The organism is Variovorax sp. 01T432, assembly GCF_056398605.1.
In genome coordinates this window covers 26,231-49,222 of record NZ_JBFTPS010000051.1, presented here as the reverse complement: position 1 = coordinate 49,222, position 22,992 = coordinate 26,231, and the positions used below count along the sequence as shown (strand labels likewise).

The window sequence follows — 22,992 nt, the reverse complement described above, 5'->3', positions numbered from 1 at the left end:
CGCGGCCTCCAGCGCGAAGCCCGTGAGCCCGGCCGCGGCCAGGCGCTGCAGGCCCGCGGCATCGAAGGGGTTGAGCATCCCGATGACGACCGTGCCGGGCTTCATGCGCGCGGCCTCGCCGTCGTCGGGCGCGCGTACCTTCAGCACGACGTCGGCGCCGAAGGCGCCCGCCAGGTCGGTGATCTCCGCCCCCGCCGCCTGGTACGCGGCATCGGTGACGCTGGCCGCAAGGCCCGCGCCCGACTGCACGCGCACCGTGTGGCCTTGGGCCGTGAGTTTCTTGGCTGTCTCCGCGGTCACGGCGACTCGGGTCTCGCCTGGCGCAGTTTCGGCCGGCACGCCTATCAGCATGGACTTCTCCTCAGGGGCAGCGTTGGAATTCGCGCCGAGCTTACATGAAGACGCATCTCTCAAGATACCGGCGCGCCCTTGCGCGATTTCGCGCGATTTGGCGATTTCCGCCTCGCTACACTGGCGCCGCGAGCGACCGGCACACAGATTGCCGGCTCTAAGGAACAACGTTCAGGGGGATAAAAAATGAGAATTGCCGCGCTTGACGACGAGGCGAGCCAGATCGAACTGATCCGGCACACGATGGAGAGCATCGGCCACGAGTGCCACGGCTTCGCGGAGGGCAAGCTGCTGCTGCGCGACCTGCGCCAGCAGACCTACGACCTGCTGATCCTCGACTGGAGCCTTCCCGATGTGCAGGGGCCCCGGGTCGTCCATTGGATCCGCGAAGAACTCAACAGCCGCCTTCCCATTCTTTTCGTGACCAACCGGCGCGAAGAGCAGGACATGGTCGAGGGCCTCGCGGCGGGCGCGGACGACTTCATGGTCAAGCCCATCCGCGTGGCCGAGCTGCAGGCGCGCGTGCGCGCCCTCCTGCGACGCTCCTACCCGACCCGGCACGACGCGGAGCTCGTCTTCGGCGCCTACCGGTTCACGCCGGCGACGCGCGGCTTGCAGATCAACGGCCTGCCGGTCGACCTGAGCCACCGCGAATACGAGCTGGCCTTGTTCCTGTTCCAGAACCTCGGCCGCCTGCTGTCGCGCGAGCACCTGCGAGAGGCCGTCTGGGGCGTGGGCATCGAGACGCCCTCCCGCTCTCTGGACACCCACATCTCGCGCCTGCGGGTCAAGCTCGACCTCCTGCCAGCCAATGGCTTCCTGCTGTCGGCGGTCTATCGTCTGGGCTACCGGCTCGAAGCGATCGACAGCGACCTGCTCGCGCCGATCTACCCCGCGACCGTCACCGCGCCGGAATGAAAGCGCTCGGCTGGCCGCTCACGGCGGTCGCGATGCTGCTCGGCTTCGACCTCGGCAGCGCCCAAGCACAGGCGGCCCCCTCCACGATGGCGCCCGCGCGCGTGGAATTCGTGCAGGGCAAGGCCACCACCCTGCCCGAGGGAAAGACCGTCGCCCCGGGCGCCACGGTCCCCGAAGGCATGCGGCTGCAAGTGCCGGACGACGGCTTCCTCCAACTGCGCCTCGCGGATGGTTCGCTGCTGCGGGTGCTGGCCCGGTCCGACATCCAGATGCGGCGCCTGCGGCGCAACCGCACGACCGGCCGCTCGGAGACGATCGTCGACGTGCGTCGCGGCCAGGTCGAATCGGAAGTCGTCCCGAAGAAGCCGGGCCGGGTGTTCGAGATCAGGGCCCCCGGCGCGGTGGCCAGCGTGCGCGGCACGCGTTTCGCCATGTCGGTCGACCCCGATGGCCGGGTCGGCATCGCGGTGAGCGAAGGCGAGGTGCTCTTGCGCCTGCGCAACAGGAGCCGGGGCGGCCGCGACGCCGCGCTCGCCACCACCGTCACGGCGGGCCAGAGCATCGTGCTCGGCAGCGACGGCCGGCTCGGCCAGCGGCACCCATTGCCCGCCGAACTCGTGAAACGGCACTGATCCAAAACGCCCACACCCGTCCCATGCCCGCCCGCACGCCGCCGGACGCCGACGAAGTTCATGCCGCCTCGAGCCGGGCCCGCGACTGGCTGCGGCGCCACGGCGCATGGCTGCTGCTTGCCGCGGCATTGGTCTGCACAGTGACCGTGCTGACGCTGACCCAGCCCATGCCGCGCGTCGACCGGCTGCTGCAGGACACCGTGAGCGCCGCCCTGGCACCCACGCCTTCGGCGGACATCGTCGTCATCGCAATCGACGAGAAGAGCATCGCCGCCATCGGCCGCTGGCCTTGGCGGCGCGCGCTGCATGCCGAACTCCTGCGCCGCATCGCCGCCCAGTCACCGCGCTGCATCGGCCTCGACCTGCTGTTGACCGAGCCCGACGCGACCCACCCGCTGGACGATGCCGTACTGGCCGAAGCCATGCTCGACAGCGGCTGCGTGGTCCTGCCCATGGCGCTCGGCGACGGCGCGCGCCGGGAGCTGCTGCCGATCCCCACGCTGGCCGCGGCCGCCACGGGAATGGGCCATGCCCATCTCCCGATCGACCAGGACGGCATCGTGCGCGGCGTCTATCTGCGGGAAGGCTTCCCGGGCCGCGCGTGGCCCCACTTCGCGCTCGCGCTGCGCGACGCGGCCGACGCGCACGCCGGGCGGCGCCCCCCGCTGGACCAGCCCGGCCTCGGCACTCCGCCGGACGCCGCCGCCGCGCCGAGCCCCTGGCTGCGCGGCGCCCATGAAATGATCGTGTTCACCCGGGGCTCGGTGCGCTTCGCCACCTATTCCTACATCGACGTGCTGCGCGGCAAGGTGCCGGCCGACGCCTTCCGTGGCCGCCACGTCCTGGTGGGCGCCACCGCCCCCGGGCTGGGCGATGCCCACGCCGTCTCGGCGCCCCGCAGCCCCGGCCTGGTGCCGGGCGTGTTCGTATTCGCCAACGTGCTGCAGGCCGTGCTGGGCGACCACGGCGTGGTGGCGGCCGAGCCCTGGCAGGATCTCCTCTTCAATCTGGTGCCGTTGACGGTGGCGCTCGCCGGCGTCCTGTGGCTGCGCCCGTTCGGCGTGATCGCGCTCGTCGCCGCCATGCTCGCGTTCCAGCTGGGCATCCACATGGCGCGCTCGGTGATCGGCGTGCAGTTCGAGCCCGCCGCCGGCTTCGCCGGCCTGCTGCTGGTGTACCCGCTGTGGAGCCTCATGCGGCTCTCCGCCGCGATTCGCTACCTTCGCCGCGGCACCGAAGAGCTGTGGAGCGACCTCGGCGGCCCGGCGCCCCACGCCCAGCGCCACGTCGGCGATTTCCTCGACCGCCAGATGGCCGCGACCTGGGACGCCGCCCGCCGCATGCGGGATGTGCACCGCTTCGTGCGCGACGGCCTCGACCAGCTGCCCGACGCCACCATCACGCTCAACACGGTGGGCGGCGTGGTCCTCGCCAACCTGGCCGCGCTGGCCTACTGGCAGCGCAGCACGGCCGAGATGCTGGGCCAGGACGCGCATGCGCTGATGGCCGGCATCCGCTGGTGCACGACCGGCGCGCCGATGATGCCCGGCGGCGCGCTGCTCGGGAGCCTGGACCCCATCGTCGGCGAAGGCGAAGACCCGCAGGGCCGCATCCTGCTGCTGCGCTGCGTGCCCTTCTTCGACGCGGGCAACGAGCATGCCGGCTGGATGGTCTCGCTGGTCGACGTCACCGAGATGCGCCGCGCCCAGAGCCAGCGCGACGAGGCCTTGCGCTTCATCTCGCACGATGCCCGCGAGCCTAGCGCGGCGATCCTCACGATCCTGGAGCTTGCGCGGACGAGGCCCGATTCGATGGCCGACGGCAAGCTCCTCCAGCGCATCGAGCGCCATGCGCGCACCGGCCTCGAACTGGCCGACGGTTTCGTCAACCTCGCCCGCGCGGAGGCCGAACCCTTCCGCCCCGACGTGCTCGACCTCGTCGCGCTGCTGCAGCAGACCATCGACGATGCCTGGGCGCACGCGCGCCAGCGCCACGTTCGCGTGCTGCTGGTCGGCTCGCTGGACGAGGCGCTGTGCATCGCGGACCGCAGCCTGCTCACGCGGGCGCTGAGCAACGTGCTGAGCAACGCCCTCAAGTATTCGCCGCCCGGCTTCGACCTGCGCTGCGGCGTGGCCGGCGCAGGGCGCCACTGGCGCATCTCCGTGCAGGACCAGGGACCCGGCATCGCGCCCGAGCTACAGTCGCAGCTGTTCCAGCCTTTTCACCGTCTGCACCACGAGGGCCATCCCGAGGTGCACGGTGTCGGGTTGGGGCTGCTGCTGGTGCGCACCGTGGTGCAACGGCACGGCGGCACGATCGAAATCGACAGCGCGGCCGATGCCGGCTGCACTGTCACCCTGGTGCTGCCGAAGCCGACGGTCGTCGAGCTCGACGCGCTGGCGGGCCTCAAGGAGTGAGCGATTGACGACCCCATCGACCGAGCGCTGGAAACCCAATGTCACCGTGGCCGCGGTGATCGAGCAGGACGGGCGCTTCATGCTCGTGGAAGAAGAGACCGCCGACGGCCTGCGGCTCAACTCGCCGGCCGGCCATCTCGACCCCGGCGAGTCGCCGGCCGAGGGCTGCGCCCGCGAAGCACTGGAAGAAACCGCCCACCACTTCACGCCGACGGCGCTGATCGGCGTCTACATGGCGCGTACCCGCGGCGAGCAGGACATCACCTACCTGCGCTTCGCCTTCTCCGGCACGCTCGGCGCCTTCGAGCCGGGCCGCGCGCTGGACAAGGGCATCGTGCGCACGCTGTGGATGACGGTCGACGAGATCCGCGCGAGCACGCAGCGGCATCGCAGCCCCTTGCTGCTGCAGTGCGTGGAAGACTACCTGGCGGGACGACGCTATCCGCTCGACCTCATCCACCTCGACGAATCGGTGGTGTCGCCGGACGCGCCCTAGGCGGCCGGCGGCGAATCAGCCCACGGCCCGGGCGATGACGCCGCCGCCGAGGCACACTTCGCCGTCATACAGCACCGCCGACTGCCCGGGCGTCACCGCCCACTGCGCTGCGGCGAAGTCGAGTCGGAACGCGCCGTCTGCGCCCTCGCCGAGCGTGCAGCCAGAGTCGGCCTGGCGGTAGCGCGTCTTCGCCGCATAGGCGCCGGCCCGGGGCGCCTCGCCCGCGACCCAGCTCGCATCGTCGGCTTCCAGCGCGGGCGACAGCAGCCAGGGGTGCTCGTGGCCCTGCACCACCCACAGCGTGTTGCTCTCGACATCCTTGCGCGCGACGAACCAGGGTGCGTGCTCGCCGCCGCCGCGCTGAGCGCCCTTGGCCTTGATGCCGCCGATGCCCAGGCCCTGGCGCTGGCCCAGCGTGTAAAAGCTCAGGCCCTGGTGCTCGCCGATGCGGCGGCCGCGCTCGTCCTTGATCGGGCCGGGTTCCTTCGAGATGTAGCGGTTGAGGAATTCGCGGAAGGGCCGCTCGCCGATGAAGCAGATGCCGGTCGAATCCTTCTTCTTGGCGTTGGGCAGGCCGATCTCGTCGGCGATGCGACGCACCTCGGTCTTGCGCAGCTCGCCGACGGGGAACAGCGTCTTCGACAGCTGCTGCTGGTTCAGGCGGTGCAGGAAATAGCTCTGGTCCTTGGCCGGGTCGAGGCCCTTGAGCAGTTGGTGCCGGCCTGTCGCGCCGTCCATCCGGACCCGGGCGTAGTGGCCGGTCGCGATTTTTTCCGCGCCCAGGCGCATGGCGTGATCGAGGAAGGCCTTGAACTTGATCTCGGCATTGCACAGCACGTCGGGGTTCGGCGTGCGGCCGGCCTGGTACTCGCGCAGGAACTCGGCGAACACGCGGTCCTTGTAGTCGGCGGCGAAGTTGACGTGCTCGATCTCGATGCCCAGCACGTCGGCCACGCTGGCGGCGTCGATGAAGTCGATGTTCGACGAGCAGTACTCGCTGTCGTCGTCGTCTTCCCAGTTCTTCATGAAGATGCCGACCACCTCGTGGCCCTGCTGCTTGAGCAGGTGCGCCGTGACGGCGGAGTCGACGCCGCCGCTGAGGCCAACCACGATGCGCTGTTTTTTCATAGGGCCCGCATTGTCCCAGCCCGGCCAAGTCGTTGCCGGGCTACGGGAAATCACCGAGCGAGCGGGGCTGCCCGCGGGCGGGCGGGGCTTTCACAATGGGCTCCCCACAAGGAGCAAGGCATGAACCACCTCAGCGGCATGGACGCATCGTTCCTGCATCTCGAAACGCCTGAATCGCCCATGCACGTGGGCAGCCTGCAACTGCTGGACCTGCCGGCCGGCTACGAGGGGGACTTCGCGGAGGACGCCAAGAAGTATCTGAGCGGCCGTCTGCACCTGGCCTCGGTGTTCGTGCGCAAGCTGGCGATGATGCCCTTCGATCTTGCCAACCCGGTGTGGGTGGATGACGACGACCTGGACCTCGATCACCACATCCACCACGTGATCATGCCGAGGCCCGGCACGCTGGCGCAGCTGGAGCGGCTGGTGGGGCGTCTGCATTCGTCGCTGCTGGACCGCAGCCGGCCGCTGTGGGAGATCCACATCATCGAGGGCCTGCAGACGGGCCAGGTGGCGCTCTACAGCAAGATGCACCATGCGGCGATCGATGGCCAGGCGGGGGTGGCGGTGGCGAAGGCGCTGTTCGACGTTTCGGAGACGCCGTCGGTGGTGAAGGCGCCGCGCGCGACGCGGCGCCGCGACTCGTCGCAGCTGGGGATGGCGGAGCTGGCGAACGCGGCGCTGACGAATACGGTGCGGCAATATGTGAAGCTGATCCAGTCGATCCCGGCCACGGCGAAGGCACTATCGAGCGTGCTGATGCCGGTGTCGGAGGCGACGGGCAAGCGCACGTTCGAGATGCCCAAGGGCTTGAAGACGGCGCCGAAGACGCCGCTGAATGTCTCGATCACGAACCAGCGATCCTTTGCGGGGCGTTCGGTGCCGCTGGCCGAGATCAAGCAGATGTCGAAGGCGACGAGCACGAGCCTGAACGACATCGTGCTGGCGATCTGCGCGGGGGCGCTGCGGCGCTATCTGGCGGACTACGGCTGCAAGCCCGCGAAGCCGTTGATCGCGGCGGTGCCGGTGTCGCTGCGCAGCGAGGGCAACACGGATCTGAACAACCAGGTGTCGGTGATGCTGGTGAGCCTGGCGACGGACATATCGGATCCGCTGGAGCGGCTGGCGGCGATTCATGCCTCCTCGAGCGAGGGGAAGAAGCTGACGGGCAATGTGAAGGCTGCGATACCGACGGACTTTCCCTCGCTGGGGGTGCCTTCGCTGATGTCGGGGCTTGCGTCCTTGTATGGTCGCTCGGGTTTGGCGGACAAGTTGCCGCCGATGGCGAACGTGGCCATCTCGAATGTGCCGGGGCCTTCGTTTCCGCTGTACTTCGCGGGGGCGAAGCTGGCGACGTACTTCCCGGTGTCGATCCCGGGGCATGGGCTGGCGCTGAACATGACGGTGCAGAGCTACAACGGGTCGCTGGAGTTCGGGCTGACGGCCTGTCGTCGCGCGGTGCCGGATGTGGCGGACCTGGGGGACTATGTGTTGGCAGAGCACAAGAAGCTGCTGTCGCTGATTCTCGCGGGGGCTGGGGCGGAGGCTCCTGCGCCAGTCGAGAAGGCAGCGCCGGTGGCGGTCGCTCATGCTGCTGCGAAGCCGAAGCCTGCAGGGAAGAAGGTCGTCGCGAAGGCAGCTCGAGCGAAGGCTATGGCGCGCAAACCGACTACGAAGCCAGCAGGCAAGCGGACCGCTGCACTGAACTGAGACTCAGGTCAAAGAGCGTGCGACGTGTGCGCGCAATGGATAAGCGCCCGGCATGGGATGCCGCAATTGCTCGCGTGGTGTGGACGTAGGCGCTGTGTACGTCGCGCAAGTTGTCGACTTCGTCTGTCGCTTGGAAGGCAAGGGACTTGGCGTTTCGCAGATGCGATGTGAGCGACTCGATCGCCGATTCGAAAGAAGACGAAGAGGTGGAAGATTGCGCGAACGCGCAGGTGCAACCAGCCATGAATGGCCTCCTGGCTACGGTTTGACAGAACCGAAGCGCGGCGATGCAAAGGGGAAGGGCACACCACCCGCCCCCGCGCCCCCGACGAAGGAACGCCTCTTAGTCCTTCAGCCCAGCCAAGATCTCATACGACTTCAACCGCGACTGATGATCAAAGACCTGCGAGGTGATCATCAACTCATCAGCCCCAGTACGCTGCACAAACTCCTGCACTTTCGCCCGGACAGTCTCAGGCGCACCCACGGCAGAGCAGGACAGCACCGAATCCAGCAGTGCATTCTCCGCAGGCCCCACCTTCTCGCGATACCCGGCAACAGGCGGCGGCAGGCGCCCCGGCCTCCCGCTGCGCAGGTTCACGAAGGCCTGCTGCCACGACGTCGCCTTGAACGCCGCCTCTTCATCCGTGTCCGCGGCGAACACGTTGAAGCCCAGCATCACATAGGGCTTGTCCAGCTGCGCCGACGGCTTGAAGGTCTCGCGGTAGATGCGGATCGCCTGCATCAGCTGCTGCGGCGCGAAGTGCGAGGCGAAGGCATAAGGCAGGCCCAGATGCGCCGCCAGCTGCGCGCCGAAAGTGCTCGACCCGAGGATCCACACCGGCACCTCGAGCCCCCGCCCCGGCACCGCCATCACCGGCTGCCGAGGCGTCTTCGACATGAAGTCCATCAGCTCGACCACGTCCTGCGGAAACTGGTCGGAGTCCGACTGCAGGTCGCGCCGCAGCGCCTGCGCCGTGCGCTGGTCCGAACCCGGCGCGCGGCCCAGGCCCAGATCGATGCGGCCCGGATAGAGCGACTCCAGCGTGCCGAACTGCTCCGCAATCACCAGCGGCGAATGGTTGGGCAACATCACGCCGCCCGCGCCGATGCGAATCGTCGACGTGCCGGCACCGATGTATGCCAGCAGCACCGCCGTGGCCGCGCTCGCGATGCCCGGCATGCCATGGTGCTCCGCCAGCCAGTAGCGCCGGTAGCCCAGGCGCTCCCCATGCTGCGCCAGACTGAGCGAATTGCGGAACGACTGCGCGGCGTCGCTGCCTTCGGTGATGGGGGAGAGATCGAGGATGGAGAACGGGACCATGGCGCTAACTTTGCCCGAATCCCCCGCCTTCCGGTGGCGAAGGGATATTGCGCGGCGCCCGATGAAAATCCACCTCCCGCGCATCGAAGGCCTTGACGATCTGCCGCGCCAGTGCCAGCAAGGGCCCCTTCAGCTCCGCCGTCACGTCACTCACCGACTCCTCCGAAGACACGCTGACATTGAGCACATGCGGCCGCTCGTTCTCCAGCAGCAAGGGCGTCGCCAGCGCCACGATCTCCGGCTGCCACGATGCCACGCACCAGCCGCGGCGGCGCACGCTCTCGATCGCCTTGTCGATCTCCTTGCGCAACCGCGGCCAATCGGCACGGCGCGCCTCGAACTCATCGAACAGTTCGAGGCGCCGGGCCTCCGGCGCGACCGCGAGCCAGGCACGGCCGAGCGAAGTGAGCTCGATCGGCACCCGCTGCCCGCTCACCACATTGCGCAGCGACATGCGCCGGTTGTAGCGGATCGACTCCAGATACAGCATCTCCGAACGATCGGCCACCGCCAGCCCGACGTTGATGCGCATCTTCTCCGCCAGCGCGCGCATCAGCGGCGCCGCCACATGCAGCACCGCGGAACCCGTGCGCATCGCGTGCGCGAGGCTCAGCACCGGCGCTGCCAGCCGATAGGCGCGCGCCGAGCGGTCATGCTCCAGCAAGCCGGCGCCCACCAGCGTCTGCGTCAGCCGGCTCACGGTCGCCGGCGACAGCCCGGTCCGCTCCGCCAGCTCGCCATTGCCGAGCAGCGTGGAACCGGGCTTGAAAGCCCGCAGGATCTCGACCCCGCGTTCGAGGGAACGGTTCGATGTCGTCGCCATCAGGTTATTTTCATTTCCATCCAGTGGAATGGGGCAGGTGCGTCCATGGAGTATGCGACCTAAGCTTTGGGCACGCTGAATCCCCGAGACAGCCATCCAGAAAGCGAGACAACCATGCAAGCATCCCTGCGCCGCCGCGCCCTCTGCCTGGGCGCCGCCGCCCTCACCGGCCTCATGGGCCTGGCCTCGTCACCGGCCCTCGCCGCCTTCCCCGACAAGCCTTTCCGCATCATCGTTCCCTTCGCCCCCGGCGGCGGCACCGACGCCATCACCCGCTCCCTCAGCATCGGCCTGGCACAGGCACTGGGCCAACCCGTCATCGTCGACAACCGGCCCGGCGCCGGCACCATCATCGGCACCGACGCGGTCGCCAAGAGCGCGCCCGACGGCTACACGATGGTGATGGCGACCTTCGCCCACGCCGTGAACCCCTCCCTGCAGCCCAAGCTGCCCTACGACACCGACAAGGCCTTCGCGCCGGTGGCGCTGATCGGCGTGTCGCCCAACGTGCTGGTGGTGCGCATCGACCGGCCCTACAAGACGGTCGCCGACCTGATCGCCGCGGCCAAGGCCAAGCCCAACACCTTGACCTTCGCCTCACAGGGCAACGGCACCTCTGCCCATCTGGCCGGCGAACTGTTCAAGTCGCTCGCCAAGGTCGACATCGCCCATGTGCCCTACCGCGGCGCCGGTCCGGCCATGACCGACCTGCTCGGCGGGCAGGTCGACATGATGTTCGCCACCGCCGCGGCGGCGCGCCCCTTCGTCGCCAGCGGCAAGATGCGCGCGCTGGCGGTGACGACGGCGCAGCGCTCGCCCGCCTATCCGGGTGTGCCCACGCTCGCCGAGGCCGGCGTGCCCGGCTACGCCGCGGAGAGCTGGTACGGCCTCTACGCCGCGGCCGGCACCCCCAAGGACGTGATCGCCAGGCTCAACGCCGCGGTACGCAGCGCGGTCAAGGCCGAAGCCTTCGTCAAACAGACCCAGTCGGAGGGCCTCGCGGTCAACGTCGGCACACCCGAGGAGCTCGACCGCTACGTGCGCGCCGAGGAAGTGCGCTGGCGCAAGGTCGTCAAGGACGGAAACATCACGACCGACTGAAGAACAGACAGCACAAGAGAACACCCATGACCACCACAGCCACCACTCTCATCGATCTCCAGGTCCAGTCGGGCATCGCCACGCTGACGCTCAACCGCCCCGAGAAACGCAATGCGATCAGCGACGCGATGCGCACCGAACTCATCCTCGCGCTCGAACAGGTCGCCGGCGACGCCACAATCCGCGCGCTCGTCCTCACAGGCAACGGCAAGGGCTTCTGCGCCGGCGGCGACGTGGCCGGCATGCAGCGGCGCATGGACGCACCGCAAGGCGAGATCGGCTTCAACGGCTGGACCCGCCAGCAACGCGTGCACCACTCCGTCTCGCTGCTGCACACCCTGCCCAAGCCGGTGATCGCGGCGGTCAACGGCTCCGCCAACGGGCTGGGCGCCGACATGGCGCTGGCCTGCGACTTCGTCATCGCCTCCGAAGAAGCCAGCTTCACCTGGAGCTACATCAAGCGCGGCCTGATTCCCGATGGCGGCGGCATGTACTTCCTGCCCCGGCGCGTGGGCCTGTCGCGCGCCAAGGAACTGATCTTCAGCGGCCGCAAGGTCGAAGCCGCCGAAGCGCTGCAGCTGGGCATCGCCGACCGCGTGAGCCGCGCCGACACGCTGCTCGCCGACGCGCAGGCCTGGGCGGCCGAACTCACGCACGGCTCGGCCGCGGCGATCGCGCTGGGCAAGACCATCCTCAACCAGAGCTTCGAGCTGCCGGCCGAACAGGTGTTCGCGCAGGGCAGCCAGGCGCAGGGCATCTGCTACACGACGCAGGCGCATCGCGACTCGGTCCTCGCCTTCCTGGCCGCCAGCAGCAGCGCGAAGGGGAAGGCCGCATGAACGACGCCATCTCGCGCCTGCTCAAGCCGCGCAGCGTGGCGGTGATCGGCGCCTCCGCCGACCCGGGCAAGACCGCCGGCCGCCCGGTCGCCTACCTGACCAAGCACGGCTTCAGCGGGGCAATCTATCCGGTGAACCCGCGCGCCGATCTCATCGGCGGCCTCAAGAGCTACCCCGACGTGCAGTCGCTGCCCGAGGCGCCGGACGTCGGCATCGTGCTGCTGGGCGCGGAGCGCGCGCACGAGGCCGTGCGCGACCTGGCCGCGCGCGGCACCTCGGCGGCGATCGTGCTGGCGAGCGGCTACACCGAGGTCGGCGAGGAAGGCGCGCGCCGCCAGCAGCAACTGCTGGAAGCCGCCGGCCGCATGCGCGTGCTCGGCCCCAACACCATCGGCCTGGTCAACCTGACCGACAACATCACGCTCTCGGCCACCGGCGCGCTGGAGATGGAAGGCTTCCAGGCCGGGCACATCGGCGTGGTCTCGCAGAGCGGCGGCATCCTCGGAGCGCTGCTGTCGCGCGCGGCGGCACGCGGCATCGGGCTGTCCAAGCTGATCTCCACCAGCAACGAGGCCGACCTCGAAATGGCGGATTTCATCGACCACCTGGCCGACGATGAAGCCACCTCCGTCATCGCGCTCTACATGGAAGGAGTGCGCAACCCCGCGAAGTTCCGCGCCGCCGCGCTGAAGGCCGCGCGCAAGGGCAAGCCGGTGGTGGTGTTCAAGATCGGCCGCTCCGAGGCCGGCGCCAGCGCCGCCGTGTCGCACACGGGCGCGCTCGCCGGCGCGGACCGCATGTACGACGCGCTGTTCCGCGAAGTCGGCGCGATCCGCGCCCAGACCTTCGCCGACCTGCTCGACATTCCCGCCGCGCTGGCGAGCTCGCGCGTGCTGCGCGGCCGCCGCGTCGCGGTGCTGACCTCGACCGGCGGCGCGGGCACGCTGGTGGCCGACAGCCTCGGGACCGCGGGCTTCGAGACGCCGGCACCGGATGCGGCCACAGCGGCCGCCCTGCGCGCGCTCCAGTCGGGCGACCACGCGGTGCTCGACCGCAACCCGATCGACGTCACGCTCGCCGGCCTGCAGCCCGCGCTGCTGCGCGGCGCGATCAAGGCGCTGCTGGCGAGCCCGTCCTATGACGCGGCGGTGGTGATCGTCGGCTCCTCCGGCCTCGCGATGCCCGACCTGATGGCCGACGCCATCAACGACTGCCTGCCGGGCAGCGACAAGCCGCTGATCGTCTACGTGAGCCCGCACGCCCCCGGCATCGCGAGCCTGCTGAACCAGCGCGGCGTGCCGGCCTTCATGGCGCCGGAGAGCTGCACCAGCGCGCTGGCCGCCATGCTCGAGCGCGCCCGCTGGACCGAACCTGCCGCCGGCTTCGAACTGCCGCCCGCGGCACGCACCGCCGACGTGCCCGGCGGATCGCTGGACGAAGCGCAGGCCAAGCAGCTCTTCGCCCGCTTCGGCGTGCCCTGCGTGCGCGAGATCGTCGTCTCGGACGCGCAAGAGGCGCAGCGCGCGGCGCGCGAGCTCGGCGGCTCGGTCGTTCTCAAGATCCTGTCGTCCGAGATCACGCACAAGAGCGATGTCGGCGGTGTCGCGGTCAACGTGAGCGCGGAGGCCATCGGCGCCCGGCTCGAACGCATGGCCGGCGAGGTCGAGACCCGCGCCGGCGTGCGGCCGAAGCAGTTCCTGGTGCAGGAGATGGTGAGCGGGGGCGTGGAGCTCATCCTCGGCTTCCACCGCGATCCGCTGGGCTGCGCCATCCTGCTCGGCATGGGCGGCGTCACGGCCGAGCTGCTGAAGGACACGACCCTGCGCATGCTGCCGCCCACCGGACTGTCCCGCGCGGAGGCCGAATCGCTGGTGCGCGAACTCAAGACCTGGCCGCTGCTCGACGGCTTTCGCGGCCGGCCGGTGTGCGACGTGCACGCGCTGGTCTCGGCGATCGTCGCGTTCTCGCGGATGGCCGCGGCACTGGGAGACCGCCTCGTCGAGGCGGAGATCAATCCCGTTTTCGTCCTGCCCCAGGGGCAGGGCGTGCGCGCGGCCGACGGCGTCGCCGTGCTGACCCGCTGATCCACGACAACAACACAAGAAGGCAAGACCATGAATCCCAAGACCCACACGAGCCTCTCGCGCCGCCGTTTCAACGCCACGATCGGCGCCGGCCTCGCGCTGTCGGCACTGCCGCTGGCGGCCAGCGCGCAGACCTTTCCCTCCAAGCCCATCCGCATCATCGTGCCCTTCTCGGCGGGCGGCCCGACCGACCTGATGGCGCGCGCCATCGGCAAAACCCTGTCGACCAACATGGGGCAGCCGGTGATCGTCGACAACCGGCCCGGCGGCGGCGGCGTGATCGGCATGACCGAGGTCACGCGCTCGCCGGCCGACGGCTACACGATGGTGTTCCCTTCGATCCTCGCCGTGACCAATCCGGCGCTGATGAGCAACTATCCCTTCGACACCCTGCGCGACTTCCAGCCGCTCACGGTGGTGGGCTTCATTCCGCATGCGGTGGTGGTGCGACCGGACTTCCCGGCGAAGAACCTGCAGGAATTGGTGGCGATGGCCAAGGCCAAGCCGAACAGTCTCTCCTACGGCTCCTCGGGCAACGGCACCTCGGCCCACCTGGGCGGCGCGCTGTTCGCCAGCCGCGCCGGCATCCAGGTCACCCATGTGCCCTACCGCGGCGCGGGCCCCGCGGTGCAGGACCTGATGGGCGGGCAGATCCAGTACATGTTCCTCGACATGAGTTCGGCGCTGGCGCAGATCAGGGCGGGCAAGCTGCGCGCCCTGGCGGTGGCGCCGGCGAAGCGCTTCTCCGGCCTGCCCGACGTGCCGACGGTGGCCGAGCAGGGCTACCCCGGCTTCGACGTGCACGGCTGGTACGGGCTGCTGCTGAAGGCGGGCACGCCGGCGCCGATCGTCCAGCGGCTCTACACGGAGGTCAAGCGTGCGCTCGACACCAAGGAGGTGCGCGACATCTTCCAGGCGCAGGGCATCGAGCCCGGCGGCATGCCGCCCGCGCAGTTCACGACGCTGGTGCGGGACGACCTCGCGCTCTGGCAGCGCACTGTCAAGCAGCTGAACATCACGCTCGAGTAAGGAAGCGAGTCCACCATGCGCATCGTCATCCCCGACGACTACCAGGACTGCGTCCGCACGCTCGACTGCTTCGGCAGGCTCGCGGGCCACCAGGTCACGATCCACAACGACACGGTGAGCGGCACCGACGCGCTGGCCGCGCGCTTCGCCGATGCCGAGGCCATCGTGCTCACGCGCGAACGCACGCGCATCGACGCCGCGCTGCTCGATCGCCTGCCGCGGCTGCGCCTGATCAGCCAGACCGGCAAGCTGGCGGGCCATGTGGACCTGGCCGCGTGCACGGCGCGCGGCATCGTCGTGGCCGAGGGCAGCGGGGCCGGCTCCGCCACCGCCGAGCTGAGCTGGGCACTGGCGCTGGCCAGCCGGCGGCATCTGGTCGCCGAGGCCAACCGCCTGCGCCAGGGCCTGTGGCAGGGCCACCTGGGCCAGCAGCTCGGCGGGCAGCGCCTGGGCGTGTGGAGCTACGGCCGCATCGGGCGCCAGGTGGCCGCCTATGGCCGCGTCTTCGGCATGAAGGTGTGGGTGTGGGGCCGAGAGGCCTCGACGGCCGATGCGCGCAAGGACGGTTTCGAGGTGGCGCCCTCGCGCGAGGCCTTCTTCGCCGAGAGCGACGTGATCAGCCTGCACGTGCGGCTCAGTGCCGCGACCACGGGCCTCGTCACGGCGCAGGACCTGGCGCGCATGAAGACCAGCGCGCTGCTCGTGAACACCAGCCGCGCCGAACTGGTCGCCCCCGGGGCGCTGGAGCATGCGCTCGCGCGGGGCCGGCCCGGCTTCGCGGCGATCGACGTGTTCGAGCAGGAGCCGGTGCTCGGCGCCGACCATCCGCTGTTGCGCCTGCCCAATGCCCTGTGCACGCCGCACATCGGCTACGTCGAGAAGGACAACTACGAGCGCTACTTCGGCATCGCCTTCGAGCACATCAACCGCTTTGCCGAGGGCACGCTGACGGATGCCGTCAACCCCGAGGCGCTGCCGGGCCGCCCGGCGCCTTGACCCGTTGCCGGCCGTGGCCAGCCGCAAGCAGGTACGCTTGCGGCCATGGCAGCGCGCATCTTCGTCCACCTCTTCACCGCGATCCTGGCGCTCGCGCTGGGCGGCTGCGGATCGCTTCCCTCGCGCGTCGAGCGCCCGGTATCGAGCAGCCTGCAGGCCACGCCGGCGCAGAGCCCTCTCGCCGCGCTGGCCGCCGCCCAGATGCCCGAGGGCGCGCCCTCGGCCTTCCGCCTGCTGCCCCTGGGCCCCTACGCGCTGGACGCGCGGCTGCAGCTGATCCGCCGCGCCACGCGCACGCTGGACCTGCAGTACTACATCTTCGAGAACGACGAGTCGGGGCGCGCCGTCTTCAGCGCGCTGCGGGATGCGGGCGAGCGCGGTGTGCGCGTGCGGCTGCTGCTCGACGACCTGAACACCGCCCACGCCGAAGAACTGCTGCACGCGCTGGCGGCCGTGCCGAACATGGAAATCCGGCTGTTCAACCCCTTCTGCTGCGCGCGCGGCGGCGTCCTGGGCCGCTTCATGACCTCGCTGGGCGACCTGTCCAGGCTGGACCACCGGATGCACAACAAGCTGCTGATCGCCGACGGCGCCCTGGCCATCGTCGGCGGGCGGAACATCGCGGATGAGTACTTCACCCTGAGCCCGGGCGCGAACTTCATCGACCTCGACGCCATCGCCGCCGGCCGGGTCGTGCCGCAGCTGGGCACGATCTTCGACCGCTACTGGAACAGCCGCCAGTCCTACCCGGCCGCGTATTTCGGCGGGCGGCGCGAGCCGGATGCGGTCGCCCGCGCGCTGCTCGACAAGCTGCTGCCCCCGGGCACGGACATCCGGCTCGACCTGCCGGAGAAAGACCTGCTGGGCCGCGAGCCGGTCGGCAAGGAATTGGCGGCCAACCGCCTGAGCCTGGTGGGCGGCGTCGCCTACGCGGTGGCGGATCGCCCTTCCAAGCGGCTGGATGCGCCGGAGGTGATGGAGACCACGACCCTGATGTCGGGCGCCGTGAGCCAGATGGAGGGTGCGCGCTCCGAACTGGTCGTGACCTCGCCCTACCTCGTGCCGGGCAAGCGGGGCATGGCGGTGATGCAAAGCCTGGCGCGCAAGGACGTGAAGATGACCGTCGTCACCAACTCGCTGCGGGCCAACGATTCGCTCTTCGTCTACTTCGGCTATTCGCGCTACCGCAAGCCCATGGTGCGCCTGGGCGTCGACCTGTACGAAGTGAGCGCGACCACATCGAGCGCCAACAAGCTCGGCTTCGGCAGTTCCTCGCAGGGCCGGCTGCACGCGAAGCTGGCCGTCATCGACCGCGAGACGGTGCTGCTGGGCTCGCTCAACCTCGACCCGCGCTCGGCGCGGAAGAACACCGAGGTCGGCGTCGCCATCGACAGCCGCCCGCTGGCGGAAGAGGCGCTGCACATCGTCGACGCCATGAAGGCCGATGCCTATGCGGTGCGGCTCGGTGCACAGGGCAACCGGCTGGAGTGGCTGTCGCCCGGCGAGGGCGACGAGCCGCCGCTGGAGGACGAGCCGGGGGTTTCGCCGCTCACCGTGCTGCAGCGGCTGCTGCTGGATCCGCTGGTGCCGGAGGATTTGCTGTGAAATCCACGCCGGCGTCCGCGCGTCTGTCGTGCTTCCCAGCCGCCGTCGCAGGAAACCCAGCCCCCACCCGCGGCAGTTAAGATCCCCCATCCATGCCCCGCTGGCTCGTCGCTTCCATTCTCGCCATCGTGCTGTCTTGCTGCGGCCTGGCCGCGCTTGCGCAGAATCTGGCGAATGCGAGCCTGAATCTCCATGGCGGAAACAGCCAGATGCAGGTGTGCGACGGCCATCCGGACCCGGTGTCGGAGGGCACGTCGCCGACGGACAAGGCACAGGCCGTCGACCTCTGCGACGCCTGTGACGATTCGCCGTCCCACGACGAGGCCGGCTCCGACCACGTGGCGGCCGTCGACGGCGGGCACCGCGCATCCGGTCCGTTCGCGCACTCGGAAGCGCCACGGGGGCTCGCCTTGACGCCCTCGCTGTCGCCGTTCCTCGAACGGCCCAAGCGGCCTCCCCGCGGCACCGCTTTCAGCGCATAGGCCTGCGAGCCTTGCCGCGGCCGAGCGCTGTCGGCTCCCGCCTCCCCGCTTCGACCGCCTCCGGGCGGTTCCATGTTCGGCCGCCGCGCGTGTCGGCATCCGTTTCCATTCCGTTCTTCCAAGGAACAACCATGTTCAACAGTCAAACTGCCTACCACCCGGCGCTCGACGCGCCACTCGCTTCCGCCGAGCAACGCAACCGCGTTCTTCGCAATACCTACTGGCTGCTGGCCCTGTCGATGGTGCCCACCGTGCTCGGCGCATGGCTCGGCGTCTCGACCGGCCTCGCGCGCGCCATGTCCCCGGGCGTCGGCCTCGTCGTCTTTCTGGCGGGCGCCTTCGGCTTCATGTTCGCCATCGAGAAGACCAAGGACTCAGCCGCCGGCGTGCCCGTGCTGCTGGGCTTCACCTTCTTCATGGGCGTCATGCTGTCGCGGCTCGTGGGAACGGTGCTCGGCCTGTCCAACGGCGCAAGCCTGGTCATGACCGCATTCGCGGGAACCGGGGCGATCTTCCTGGGCATGGCTTCGCTGTCGTCGATCATCCAGCGCGATCTCTCGTCGATGGGCAAGTGGCTCTTCATCGGCGCCATCCTCCTGCTCGTGGCCGGCATCGCCAACTTCTTCATCCAGTCGAGCGCGCTGATGATGACGCTGTCGGTCGCGGCGATCGGCATCTTCTCGGCCTTCATCCTGCATGACCTGAAGCGCGTCAAGGACGGCCTGGAAACCAACTACATCACGGCCACGCTGGGGGTGTACCTCAGCCTCTACAACGTGTTCCAGTCGCTGCTGGCCCTGCTCGGCCTCGCAGGGGGCCGGGACGAATAGCCACACGATCTCACACGGGAGACTTCGATGCGCCTCACAACCAAGGGCCGCTTTGCGGTGACCGCGATGATCGACGTCGCATTGCACGGACGAAAGGGTCCGGTCAATCTGGCCTCGATCAGCCAGCGCCAGCGGATTTCACTCTCTTACCTGGAACTGCTGTTCGCCAAGCTGCGCCGCTGCAAGCTGGTCGAATCGACGCGCGGACCGGGCGGCGGATACTCGCTCGCCCGCAAGCCGCAAGACATCACGGTCGCGGACATCGTCCTTTCGATCGAGCAGGACCGCCCCGCCGCGGTCCCACGGCTGCAGGGGGCGGAGGCCGGAGACAAGGTCGGCCGCTACACCACGGATGAACTCTGGGCCTCCGTGAACCTTCGCGCGGTGGAGTTCCTGGATTCGATCACGCTCCAGAGCTTGGTCGAGGGCCAGGAGGCCCGGCGCAAGGAGACCGACGCCCGGCCGGCCGACAGACGATCGGCGGCCCGTCTCGCGCCCGTCAAGCCGCCGCCGGTCAACGCGCCGAACTCGGTGTTCGCGCTCGGCGTGCGCGCGCTGGCCAAGCGCTGAACCGGCTCAGGCCTTGCGGCCGCACTCGAAGAGGAACCACGTGCGCCGCTCCGCCTCGTCGATCCACACCTCCAGCAGGCTGGCGGTCGCGACGTCGTTGGCTTCGTCGCACAGCGCGTGCGTTTCGCGCATGAAGGCCGAGAGGCGCTGGTTGTCCTCGCGCAGTTCGGCCAGCATGTCGCCCGGGGTGACGAAATCGGCATCGTTGTCCGCAAGCCGCTGCAGCCGGGCGATATGGCCCGTGGAGCGCAGCGTCGTGCCGCCCAGCTTGCGCGCGCGCTCGGCAATGGGATCGGTGATCGCGAAGATCTCGTTGGCCTGCTCATCGAGCATCAGGTGGTAGTCGCGGAAATGCGGGCCCGACATGTGCCAGTGAAAATTCTTGGTCTTCAGGTACAGCGCGAAGGTGTCGGCCAGCAACACGTTGAGTTCGGCGGAGATGTCGCGGGCGGCATCGGGGCCCAGGTCGTTGGGTGTGTGCAGCGGCGCCATCCGGCGTGCCGTGGTGGTCTTGAGGTCTTTCATGGGCGTTCGCTTTCCTTGAATGGACTGGAGGAGGTTGTCGAGGCCTTCTGACTGTCAGGCGAATGCATTGCACACGAATTGCGGCGAAAGCGCCACCGGTTGCAGATGAAACCGTCGGTTGAAAAAGCCGCGCGGCGCCGCCACCTCATTCGCTTCTACCCACTGAAAGAGGCGCTTCATGGGCGCACGCGACGACTTCCTTCTCGATTCCTACTCGACCACGGTGGCACAGGTTGCCGAGACCGCGAGCGCGGCGGTCGCTCACATCAAGGTCCGCAAGCAGGGGCAGCGCGGCGGGGCCGGCGCGCAGGGCAGCGGCTCCGGGTTTCTCTTCACGCCCGACGGGTTTTCACTCACGAATGCGCACGTCGTCGAGGGCGCAACCGAGTTGCGCGCGGCTTTCGCGGATGGCACGGAGGGTCCCGCCCGCCTCATCGGCCTGGACGCATCGACGGACATCGCCGTGCTGCGCCTCGAGTCGCATCCCTCGGTGTTCCTGCCGCTCGGCAGCTCCGCCCGCCTGCGGCCCGGCCAGGTCGCGGTGGCCGTGGGCAATCCGCTGGGCTTCGACTTCACCGTCACGGCGGGGATCGTCAGCGCCCTGGGACGCAGCCTTCCCTCGCGCGGCGGCCGCCTGATCGAGGATGTCATCCAGACTGATGTGGCGCTCAATCCCGGCAATTCGGGCGGCCCTCTGCTCGACAGCGCGGCGCAGGTCATCGGCGTGAACACGGCGGTGATCCCGTCGGCGCAGGGCCTGAGTTTCGCGGTCGCGAGCGACACGGCGCGCTGGGTAGCCGGTGAGCTGATGCGTCATGGCGCCGTGCGGCGCGGCAGGCTGGGCGTGCAGTGCGCGGCGGTGGCGCTGCCGCGGCGCTGGGTGCGGGAAAACGAGTGGCCGGTCTCGACCGGTGTCCGCGTGGTCGAGGTCGTCGCCGGCTCGGCGGCGGCCCGCGCCGGCCTGCACGGTGGCGACATCCTGGTGGGTTGCGATGGGCTGCCCCTGGCGCAGCTGTCGGACCTGCTCAAGCGCCTCGCGGGCGAGGGCTATGGCCGCCCGATGCTGCTCAAGCTGCTGCGGCCGGTGGCCGGCACGCTGACGCCCTTCTATCTCACGGCGACGCCGGAGGCCTGAGCAGGCCACCCGGACGCGGCAGGTCAGAAGGGAATGTCGTCGTCCATGTCGTCGAAGCCCGACGACGATTTGGCCGGAGCCTGACGCGCCGCCGGCGCGGCCGCCGGTGCGCGCGGAGCCGCAGCGGGCGGACGCGAGTAACCACCGCCGCCGCCACCGCCACCGCCTTGCGAATACCCGCCGTCGTCTTCGCCGCCCGAAGGGCCGCCCTGGCCCTGGCGGCTGCCCAGCATCTGCATCTGGTCGACGCGGATGTCGGTCGCGTACTTCTCGACGCCATCCTTGTCGTTGTACTTGCGCGTGCGGATCTGGCCTTCGACGTAGATCTGCGAGCCCTTGCGCAGGTATTGCGCGGCGATTTCGGCCAACCGGCCGTTGAACACGAGGCGGTGCCACTCGGTGGCCTCGCGCATTTCGCCGCTTTGCTTGTCTTTCCACTTGTCGGTGGTGGCGAGGGTCGCATTGCAGACCTGGTCGCCGCTCGGGAAGGTACGTGTTTCCGGATCGCGCCCGAGATTGCCGACGAGGATGACTTTGTTGACCGATGCCATGTGCACTGCCCCTGATGAATGGTGAAAGGAGAAGGAAACAGAGGATTGTGCCGCATGCAGGCGGGCGGGAGAGGTCGGCGAGAATCGCCCGCTGTCATGAACCGCGAACCCGACTTCCTGGAAAACCTGCGCGCCGAGCTGTCGAGTTGGCGCCTCTGGTTCGACCGCGCCATCGTGCTCGCCTACGCGGTGGTCGCGGGCCTTTTCGTTGTCGCCTTCACCATGGCGAGCGACCGGGCCTTCTCGCTGTTCCGAAGCCTCTACAGCGCCCACCCGTGGGTTGTCCTGCTCTGGACGCCCGCCGTCACGACGGGCATCGTCTGGGCCACACGGCGCTGGTGCCCGGGGGCGGCCGGCTCCGGCATTCCGCAAGTCAAGGCCGTGCTCGACCCGGCCGTGSCGCCCGAACGGCGCGGGCGGCTGGTCTCGCTGCGGCTGGCCCTCGCCAAGGTCGGGCTCGCGGTCGCGGGCTTCGGCGCAGGCCTGTCGATCGGCCGCGAAGGGCCGTCGGTGCAGGTCGCGGCGGGTGTGATGCAGCATGCGCGGCGCTGGCTTTCACCCGGCACGACGATCGATGCGCGCGCGCTGCTGCTGGCCGGCGGCGCGGCCGGCATTGCCGCCGCCTTCAATGCACCGCTCGCGGGCGTCGTGTTCGCGATCGAGGAGCTCTCGGGCCGATTCGAGGCGCGCACCAGCGGGCTGATCATCACGGCGATCGTGCTGGCGGGCCTGGTCGCGGTCTCGGTGTTCGGCAACCTCAGCTACTTCGGCATCATCCGGACGCCTCATTTCGGCTGGGAGGCGCTGTGGCCGGGCCTTCTGGTGGCACTCGTGGCCGGGCTGGCTGGCGGCGTCTTCTCCAGACTGCTGGCCGCCTCCCTCACCGGCGCCCCGGGCCGGATGAACCGCTTGCGCGCGCGCTGGCCGGTGCGTTTCGCGGCGGCCGGCGGGCTGGCGGTGGCCGTGATCGGGCTGGCGACGGGCGGCGTGAGCTTCGGCTCGGGCTCCGAAGCCGTGAAGTCGATGATGGCGGGCCACGACGGGCTCACCCCGCTCTACACCCTGCTCAAGTTCATCGCCACCTGGCTGACGGCCTGGTGCGGCGTGCCGGGCGGCATCTTCGCGCCCGCGCTGTCGATCGGCGCCGGCATGGGCGACGCCATCTCGCGCTTTGCCGGACCCGCGCTCGGCCCGGCCTTGATCGCCATGGGCATGGCCTGCTTCCTGGCGGCCGTGACGCAGGCGCCGCTCACCGCCTTCATCATCGTGATGGAAATGGTCGACGGGCATGCCATGGTGCTGAGCCTCATGGCCTCGGCCATGCTGGCGAGCCTGATCTCGCGAATGATCAGCCGGCCGCTCTACGAGACCCTGGCCGCGCACATGGTGGCCGCGGCGGCCGGCCCCGCGGCGGCGGCGGAATCCCCCGACGGGCCCTGAAATCGC

22 protein-coding genes and 1 pseudogene are annotated in these 22,992 nt (G+C 69.5%); 16 read left to right on the top strand and 7 right to left on the bottom strand.

Going from position 1 to position 22,992, the window contains the following annotated elements; translation table 11 throughout:
• Positions 1-351 (bottom strand): annotated as a pseudogene (locus tag AC1DNF_RS28405) (NAD(P)(+) transhydrogenase (Re/Si-specific) subunit alpha); the annotation flags it as partial.
• A gap of 186 nt (positions 352-537) precedes the next feature.
• Between AC1DNF_RS28405 and AC1DNF_RS28400 the strand changes: the two are divergent.
• Genes AC1DNF_RS28400 through AC1DNF_RS28385 form a run of 4 tightly spaced genes read left to right on the top strand, consistent with a single transcriptional unit; the run spans position 538 to position 4,814 of the window.
• On the top strand, positions 538-1,269 hold the full coding sequence (locus AC1DNF_RS28400; RefSeq protein ID WP_478151999.1) for a response regulator transcription factor: 732 nt from the start codon (positions 538-540) through the stop codon (positions 1,267-1,269).
• Positions 1,266-1,901: a FecR family protein gene (locus AC1DNF_RS28395; RefSeq protein ID WP_478151998.1), complete on the top strand. Its 636-nt coding sequence runs from the start codon at positions 1,266-1,268 to the stop codon at positions 1,899-1,901. Before AC1DNF_RS28400 ends, AC1DNF_RS28395 begins: the two co-directional genes overlap by 4 nt.
• Before the next feature lie 23 nt (positions 1,902-1,924).
• The gene (locus AC1DNF_RS28390) at positions 1,925-4,318 is read left to right on the top strand and encodes a CHASE2 domain-containing protein (protein ID WP_478151997.1); all 2,394 of its coding nucleotides are present in this window, start codon (positions 1,925-1,927) and stop codon (positions 4,316-4,318) included.
• 4 nt (positions 4,319-4,322) lie between these two features.
• Positions 4,323-4,814 carry an NUDIX hydrolase gene (locus AC1DNF_RS28385; RefSeq protein WP_478151996.1) on the top strand — a complete coding sequence of 164 codons (492 nt, stop codon included), beginning with the start codon at positions 4,323-4,325 and terminating at the stop codon, positions 4,812-4,814.
• A 15-nt stretch (positions 4,815-4,829) separates the two neighbouring features.
• Here the strand turns inward: AC1DNF_RS28385 and mnmA are convergent, their stop codons facing one another.
• The gene (gene mnmA / locus AC1DNF_RS28380; protein ID WP_478151995.1) at positions 4,830-5,942 is read right to left on the bottom strand and encodes a tRNA 2-thiouridine(34) synthase MnmA; all 1,113 of its coding nucleotides are present in this window, start codon (positions 5,940-5,942) and stop codon (positions 4,830-4,832) included.
• Between the two features lie 120 nt (positions 5,943-6,062).
• Here mnmA and AC1DNF_RS28375 point away from each other — a divergent pair, with 120 nt between their 5' ends.
• The gene (locus AC1DNF_RS28375) at positions 6,063-7,652 is read left to right on the top strand and encodes a WS/DGAT/MGAT family O-acyltransferase (RefSeq protein WP_478151994.1); all 1,590 of its coding nucleotides are present in this window, start codon (positions 6,063-6,065) and stop codon (positions 7,650-7,652) included.
• Between the two features lie 343 nt (positions 7,653-7,995).
• Here AC1DNF_RS28375 and AC1DNF_RS28370 read toward each other — a convergent pair whose 3' ends face one another.
• Positions 7,996-8,976 carry an LLM class flavin-dependent oxidoreductase gene (locus AC1DNF_RS28370; RefSeq protein ID WP_478151993.1) on the bottom strand — a complete coding sequence of 327 codons (981 nt, stop codon included), beginning with the start codon at positions 8,974-8,976 and terminating at the stop codon, positions 7,996-7,998.
• A gap of 4 nt (positions 8,977-8,980) precedes the next feature.
• On the bottom strand, positions 8,981-9,799 hold the full coding sequence (locus tag AC1DNF_RS28365) for an IclR family transcriptional regulator (protein ID WP_478151992.1): 819 nt from the start codon (positions 9,797-9,799) through the stop codon (positions 8,981-8,983).
• A gap of 114 nt (positions 9,800-9,913) precedes the next feature.
• Between AC1DNF_RS28365 and AC1DNF_RS28360 the strand changes: the two genes are divergently transcribed.
• From AC1DNF_RS28360 to AC1DNF_RS28320, 9 genes are all read left to right on the top strand, one after another.
• Positions 9,914-10,900 (top strand): tripartite tricarboxylate transporter substrate binding protein, encoded by a 987-nt coding sequence (locus tag AC1DNF_RS28360; protein WP_478151991.1) that lies wholly within the window; start codon positions 9,914-9,916, stop codon positions 10,898-10,900.
• Between the two features lie 26 nt (positions 10,901-10,926).
• A complete protein-coding gene (locus AC1DNF_RS28355) occupies positions 10,927-11,739 on the top strand; it encodes an enoyl-CoA hydratase/isomerase family protein (RefSeq protein WP_478151990.1) in 813 nt (270 codons plus the stop codon).
• Positions 11,736-13,823, top strand: coding sequence for an acetate--CoA ligase family protein (locus AC1DNF_RS28350; RefSeq protein WP_478151989.1), 2,088 nt, complete (start codon positions 11,736-11,738; stop codon positions 13,821-13,823). The genes AC1DNF_RS28355 and AC1DNF_RS28350 overlap by 4 nt, the downstream gene beginning before the upstream one ends.
• A gap of 30 nt (positions 13,824-13,853) precedes the next feature.
• Entirely contained in the window at positions 13,854-14,852 is a 999-nt protein-coding gene (locus AC1DNF_RS28345; protein WP_478151988.1) for a Bug family tripartite tricarboxylate transporter substrate binding protein, read from the top strand.
• Positions 14,853-14,867: 15 nt separating this feature from the next.
• Positions 14,868-15,848, top strand: a complete 981-nt coding sequence (locus AC1DNF_RS28340) for a D-2-hydroxyacid dehydrogenase family protein (RefSeq protein ID WP_478151987.1) — start codon at positions 14,868-14,870, stop codon at positions 15,846-15,848.
• Positions 15,849-15,893: 45 nt separating this feature from the next.
• Positions 15,894-17,453 carry a phospholipase D family protein gene (locus AC1DNF_RS28335; RefSeq protein ID WP_478151986.1) on the top strand — a complete coding sequence of 520 codons (1,560 nt, stop codon included), beginning with the start codon at positions 15,894-15,896 and terminating at the stop codon, positions 17,451-17,453.
• A 92-nt stretch (positions 17,454-17,545) separates the two neighbouring features.
• Positions 17,546-17,935 carry a hypothetical protein gene (locus AC1DNF_RS28330; protein WP_478151985.1) on the top strand — a complete coding sequence of 130 codons (390 nt, stop codon included), beginning with the start codon at positions 17,546-17,548 and terminating at the stop codon, positions 17,933-17,935.
• Positions 17,936-18,066: 131 nt separating this feature from the next.
• The gene (locus AC1DNF_RS28325; RefSeq protein ID WP_478151984.1) at positions 18,067-18,765 is read left to right on the top strand and encodes a Bax inhibitor-1 family protein; all 699 of its coding nucleotides are present in this window, start codon (positions 18,067-18,069) and stop codon (positions 18,763-18,765) included.
• A gap of 27 nt (positions 18,766-18,792) precedes the next feature.
• On the top strand, positions 18,793-19,335 hold the full coding sequence (locus AC1DNF_RS28320) for an Rrf2 family transcriptional regulator (RefSeq protein ID WP_478151983.1): 543 nt from the start codon (positions 18,793-18,795) through the stop codon (positions 19,333-19,335).
• A gap of 6 nt (positions 19,336-19,341) precedes the next feature.
• Here the strand turns inward: AC1DNF_RS28320 and AC1DNF_RS28315 are convergent, their stop codons facing one another.
• Together AC1DNF_RS28315 and AC1DNF_RS28310 are read right to left on the bottom strand one after the other, a co-directional pair.
• Positions 19,342-19,860, bottom strand: coding sequence for a Dps family protein (locus AC1DNF_RS28315; protein WP_478151982.1), 519 nt, complete (start codon positions 19,858-19,860; stop codon positions 19,342-19,344).
• A gap of 54 nt (positions 19,861-19,914) precedes the next feature.
• A complete protein-coding gene (locus AC1DNF_RS28310) occupies positions 19,915-20,040 on the bottom strand; it encodes a hypothetical protein (protein ID WP_478151981.1) in 126 nt (41 codons plus the stop codon).
• Between AC1DNF_RS28310 and AC1DNF_RS28305 the strand changes: the two genes are divergently transcribed.
• Positions 20,039-20,995: a S1C family serine protease gene (locus AC1DNF_RS28305; protein ID WP_478151980.1), complete on the top strand. Its 957-nt coding sequence runs from the start codon at positions 20,039-20,041 to the stop codon at positions 20,993-20,995. The two genes, AC1DNF_RS28310 and AC1DNF_RS28305, sit on opposite strands and share 2 nt — an antisense overlap.
• A 23-nt stretch (positions 20,996-21,018) precedes the next feature.
• On the opposite strand, the gene ssb is transcribed toward AC1DNF_RS28305, so the two are convergent.
• Positions 21,019-21,546: a single-stranded DNA-binding protein gene (gene ssb, locus AC1DNF_RS28300; RefSeq protein WP_478151979.1), complete on the bottom strand. Its 528-nt coding sequence runs from the start codon at positions 21,544-21,546 to the stop codon at positions 21,019-21,021.
• A 96-nt stretch (positions 21,547-21,642) separates the two neighbouring features.
• On the opposite strand from ssb, the gene AC1DNF_RS28295 reads away from it, so the two are divergent.
• Entirely contained in the window at positions 21,643-22,986 is a 1,344-nt protein-coding gene (locus tag AC1DNF_RS28295; protein ID WP_478151978.1) for a chloride channel protein, read from the top strand.
• Positions 22,987-22,992: the final 6 nt, after the last annotated feature.

Bases quoted from the DNA above. Each gene is read 5' to 3' on its own strand.
- AC1DNF_RS28305 (WP_478151980.1), top strand. From the start codon at position 20,039: ATGGGCGCACGCGACGACTTCCTTCTCGATTCCTACTCGACCACGGTG.
- AC1DNF_RS28315 (WP_478151982.1), bottom strand. From the start codon at position 19,860: ATGAAAGACCTCAAGACCACCACGGCACGCCGGATGGCGCCGCTGCAC.
- AC1DNF_RS28330 (WP_478151985.1), top strand. From the start codon at position 17,546: ATGCCCCGCTGGCTCGTCGCTTCCATTCTCGCCATCGTGCTGTCTTGC.
- AC1DNF_RS28400 (WP_478151999.1), top strand. From the start codon at position 538: ATGAGAATTGCCGCGCTTGACGACGAGGCGAGCCAGATCGAACTGATC.
- AC1DNF_RS28365 (WP_478151992.1), bottom strand. From the start codon at position 9,799: ATGGCGACGACATCGAACCGTTCCCTCGAACGCGGGGTCGAGATCCTG.
- AC1DNF_RS28370 (WP_478151993.1), bottom strand. From the start codon at position 8,976: ATGGTCCCGTTCTCCATCCTCGATCTCTCCCCCATCACCGAAGGCAGC.
- mnmA (WP_478151995.1), bottom strand. From the start codon at position 5,942: ATGAAAAAACAGCGCATCGTGGTTGGCCTCAGCGGCGGCGTCGACTCC.
- AC1DNF_RS28360 (WP_478151991.1), top strand. From the start codon at position 9,914: ATGCAAGCATCCCTGCGCCGCCGCGCCCTCTGCCTGGGCGCCGCCGCC.
- AC1DNF_RS28355 (WP_478151990.1), top strand. From the start codon at position 10,927: ATGACCACCACAGCCACCACTCTCATCGATCTCCAGGTCCAGTCGGGC.
- AC1DNF_RS28325 (WP_478151984.1), top strand. From the start codon at position 18,067: ATGTTCAACAGTCAAACTGCCTACCACCCGGCGCTCGACGCGCCACTC.
- AC1DNF_RS28345 (WP_478151988.1), top strand. From the start codon at position 13,854: ATGAATCCCAAGACCCACACGAGCCTCTCGCGCCGCCGTTTCAACGCC.
- AC1DNF_RS28335 (WP_478151986.1), top strand. From the start codon at position 15,894: ATGGCAGCGCGCATCTTCGTCCACCTCTTCACCGCGATCCTGGCGCTC.
- AC1DNF_RS28310 (WP_478151981.1), bottom strand. From the start codon at position 20,040: ATGAAGCGCCTCTTTCAGTGGGTAGAAGCGAATGAGGTGGCGGCGCCG.
- AC1DNF_RS28350 (WP_478151989.1), top strand. From the start codon at position 11,736: ATGAACGACGCCATCTCGCGCCTGCTCAAGCCGCGCAGCGTGGCGGTG.
- AC1DNF_RS28390 (WP_478151997.1), top strand. From the start codon at position 1,925: ATGCCCGCCCGCACGCCGCCGGACGCCGACGAAGTTCATGCCGCCTCG.
- AC1DNF_RS28320 (WP_478151983.1), top strand. From the start codon at position 18,793: ATGCGCCTCACAACCAAGGGCCGCTTTGCGGTGACCGCGATGATCGAC.
- ssb (WP_478151979.1), bottom strand. From the start codon at position 21,546: ATGGCATCGGTCAACAAAGTCATCCTCGTCGGCAATCTCGGGCGCGAT.
- AC1DNF_RS28375 (WP_478151994.1), top strand. From the start codon at position 6,063: ATGAACCACCTCAGCGGCATGGACGCATCGTTCCTGCATCTCGAAACG.
- AC1DNF_RS28340 (WP_478151987.1), top strand. From the start codon at position 14,868: ATGCGCATCGTCATCCCCGACGACTACCAGGACTGCGTCCGCACGCTC.
- AC1DNF_RS28395 (WP_478151998.1), top strand. From the start codon at position 1,266: ATGAAAGCGCTCGGCTGGCCGCTCACGGCGGTCGCGATGCTGCTCGGC.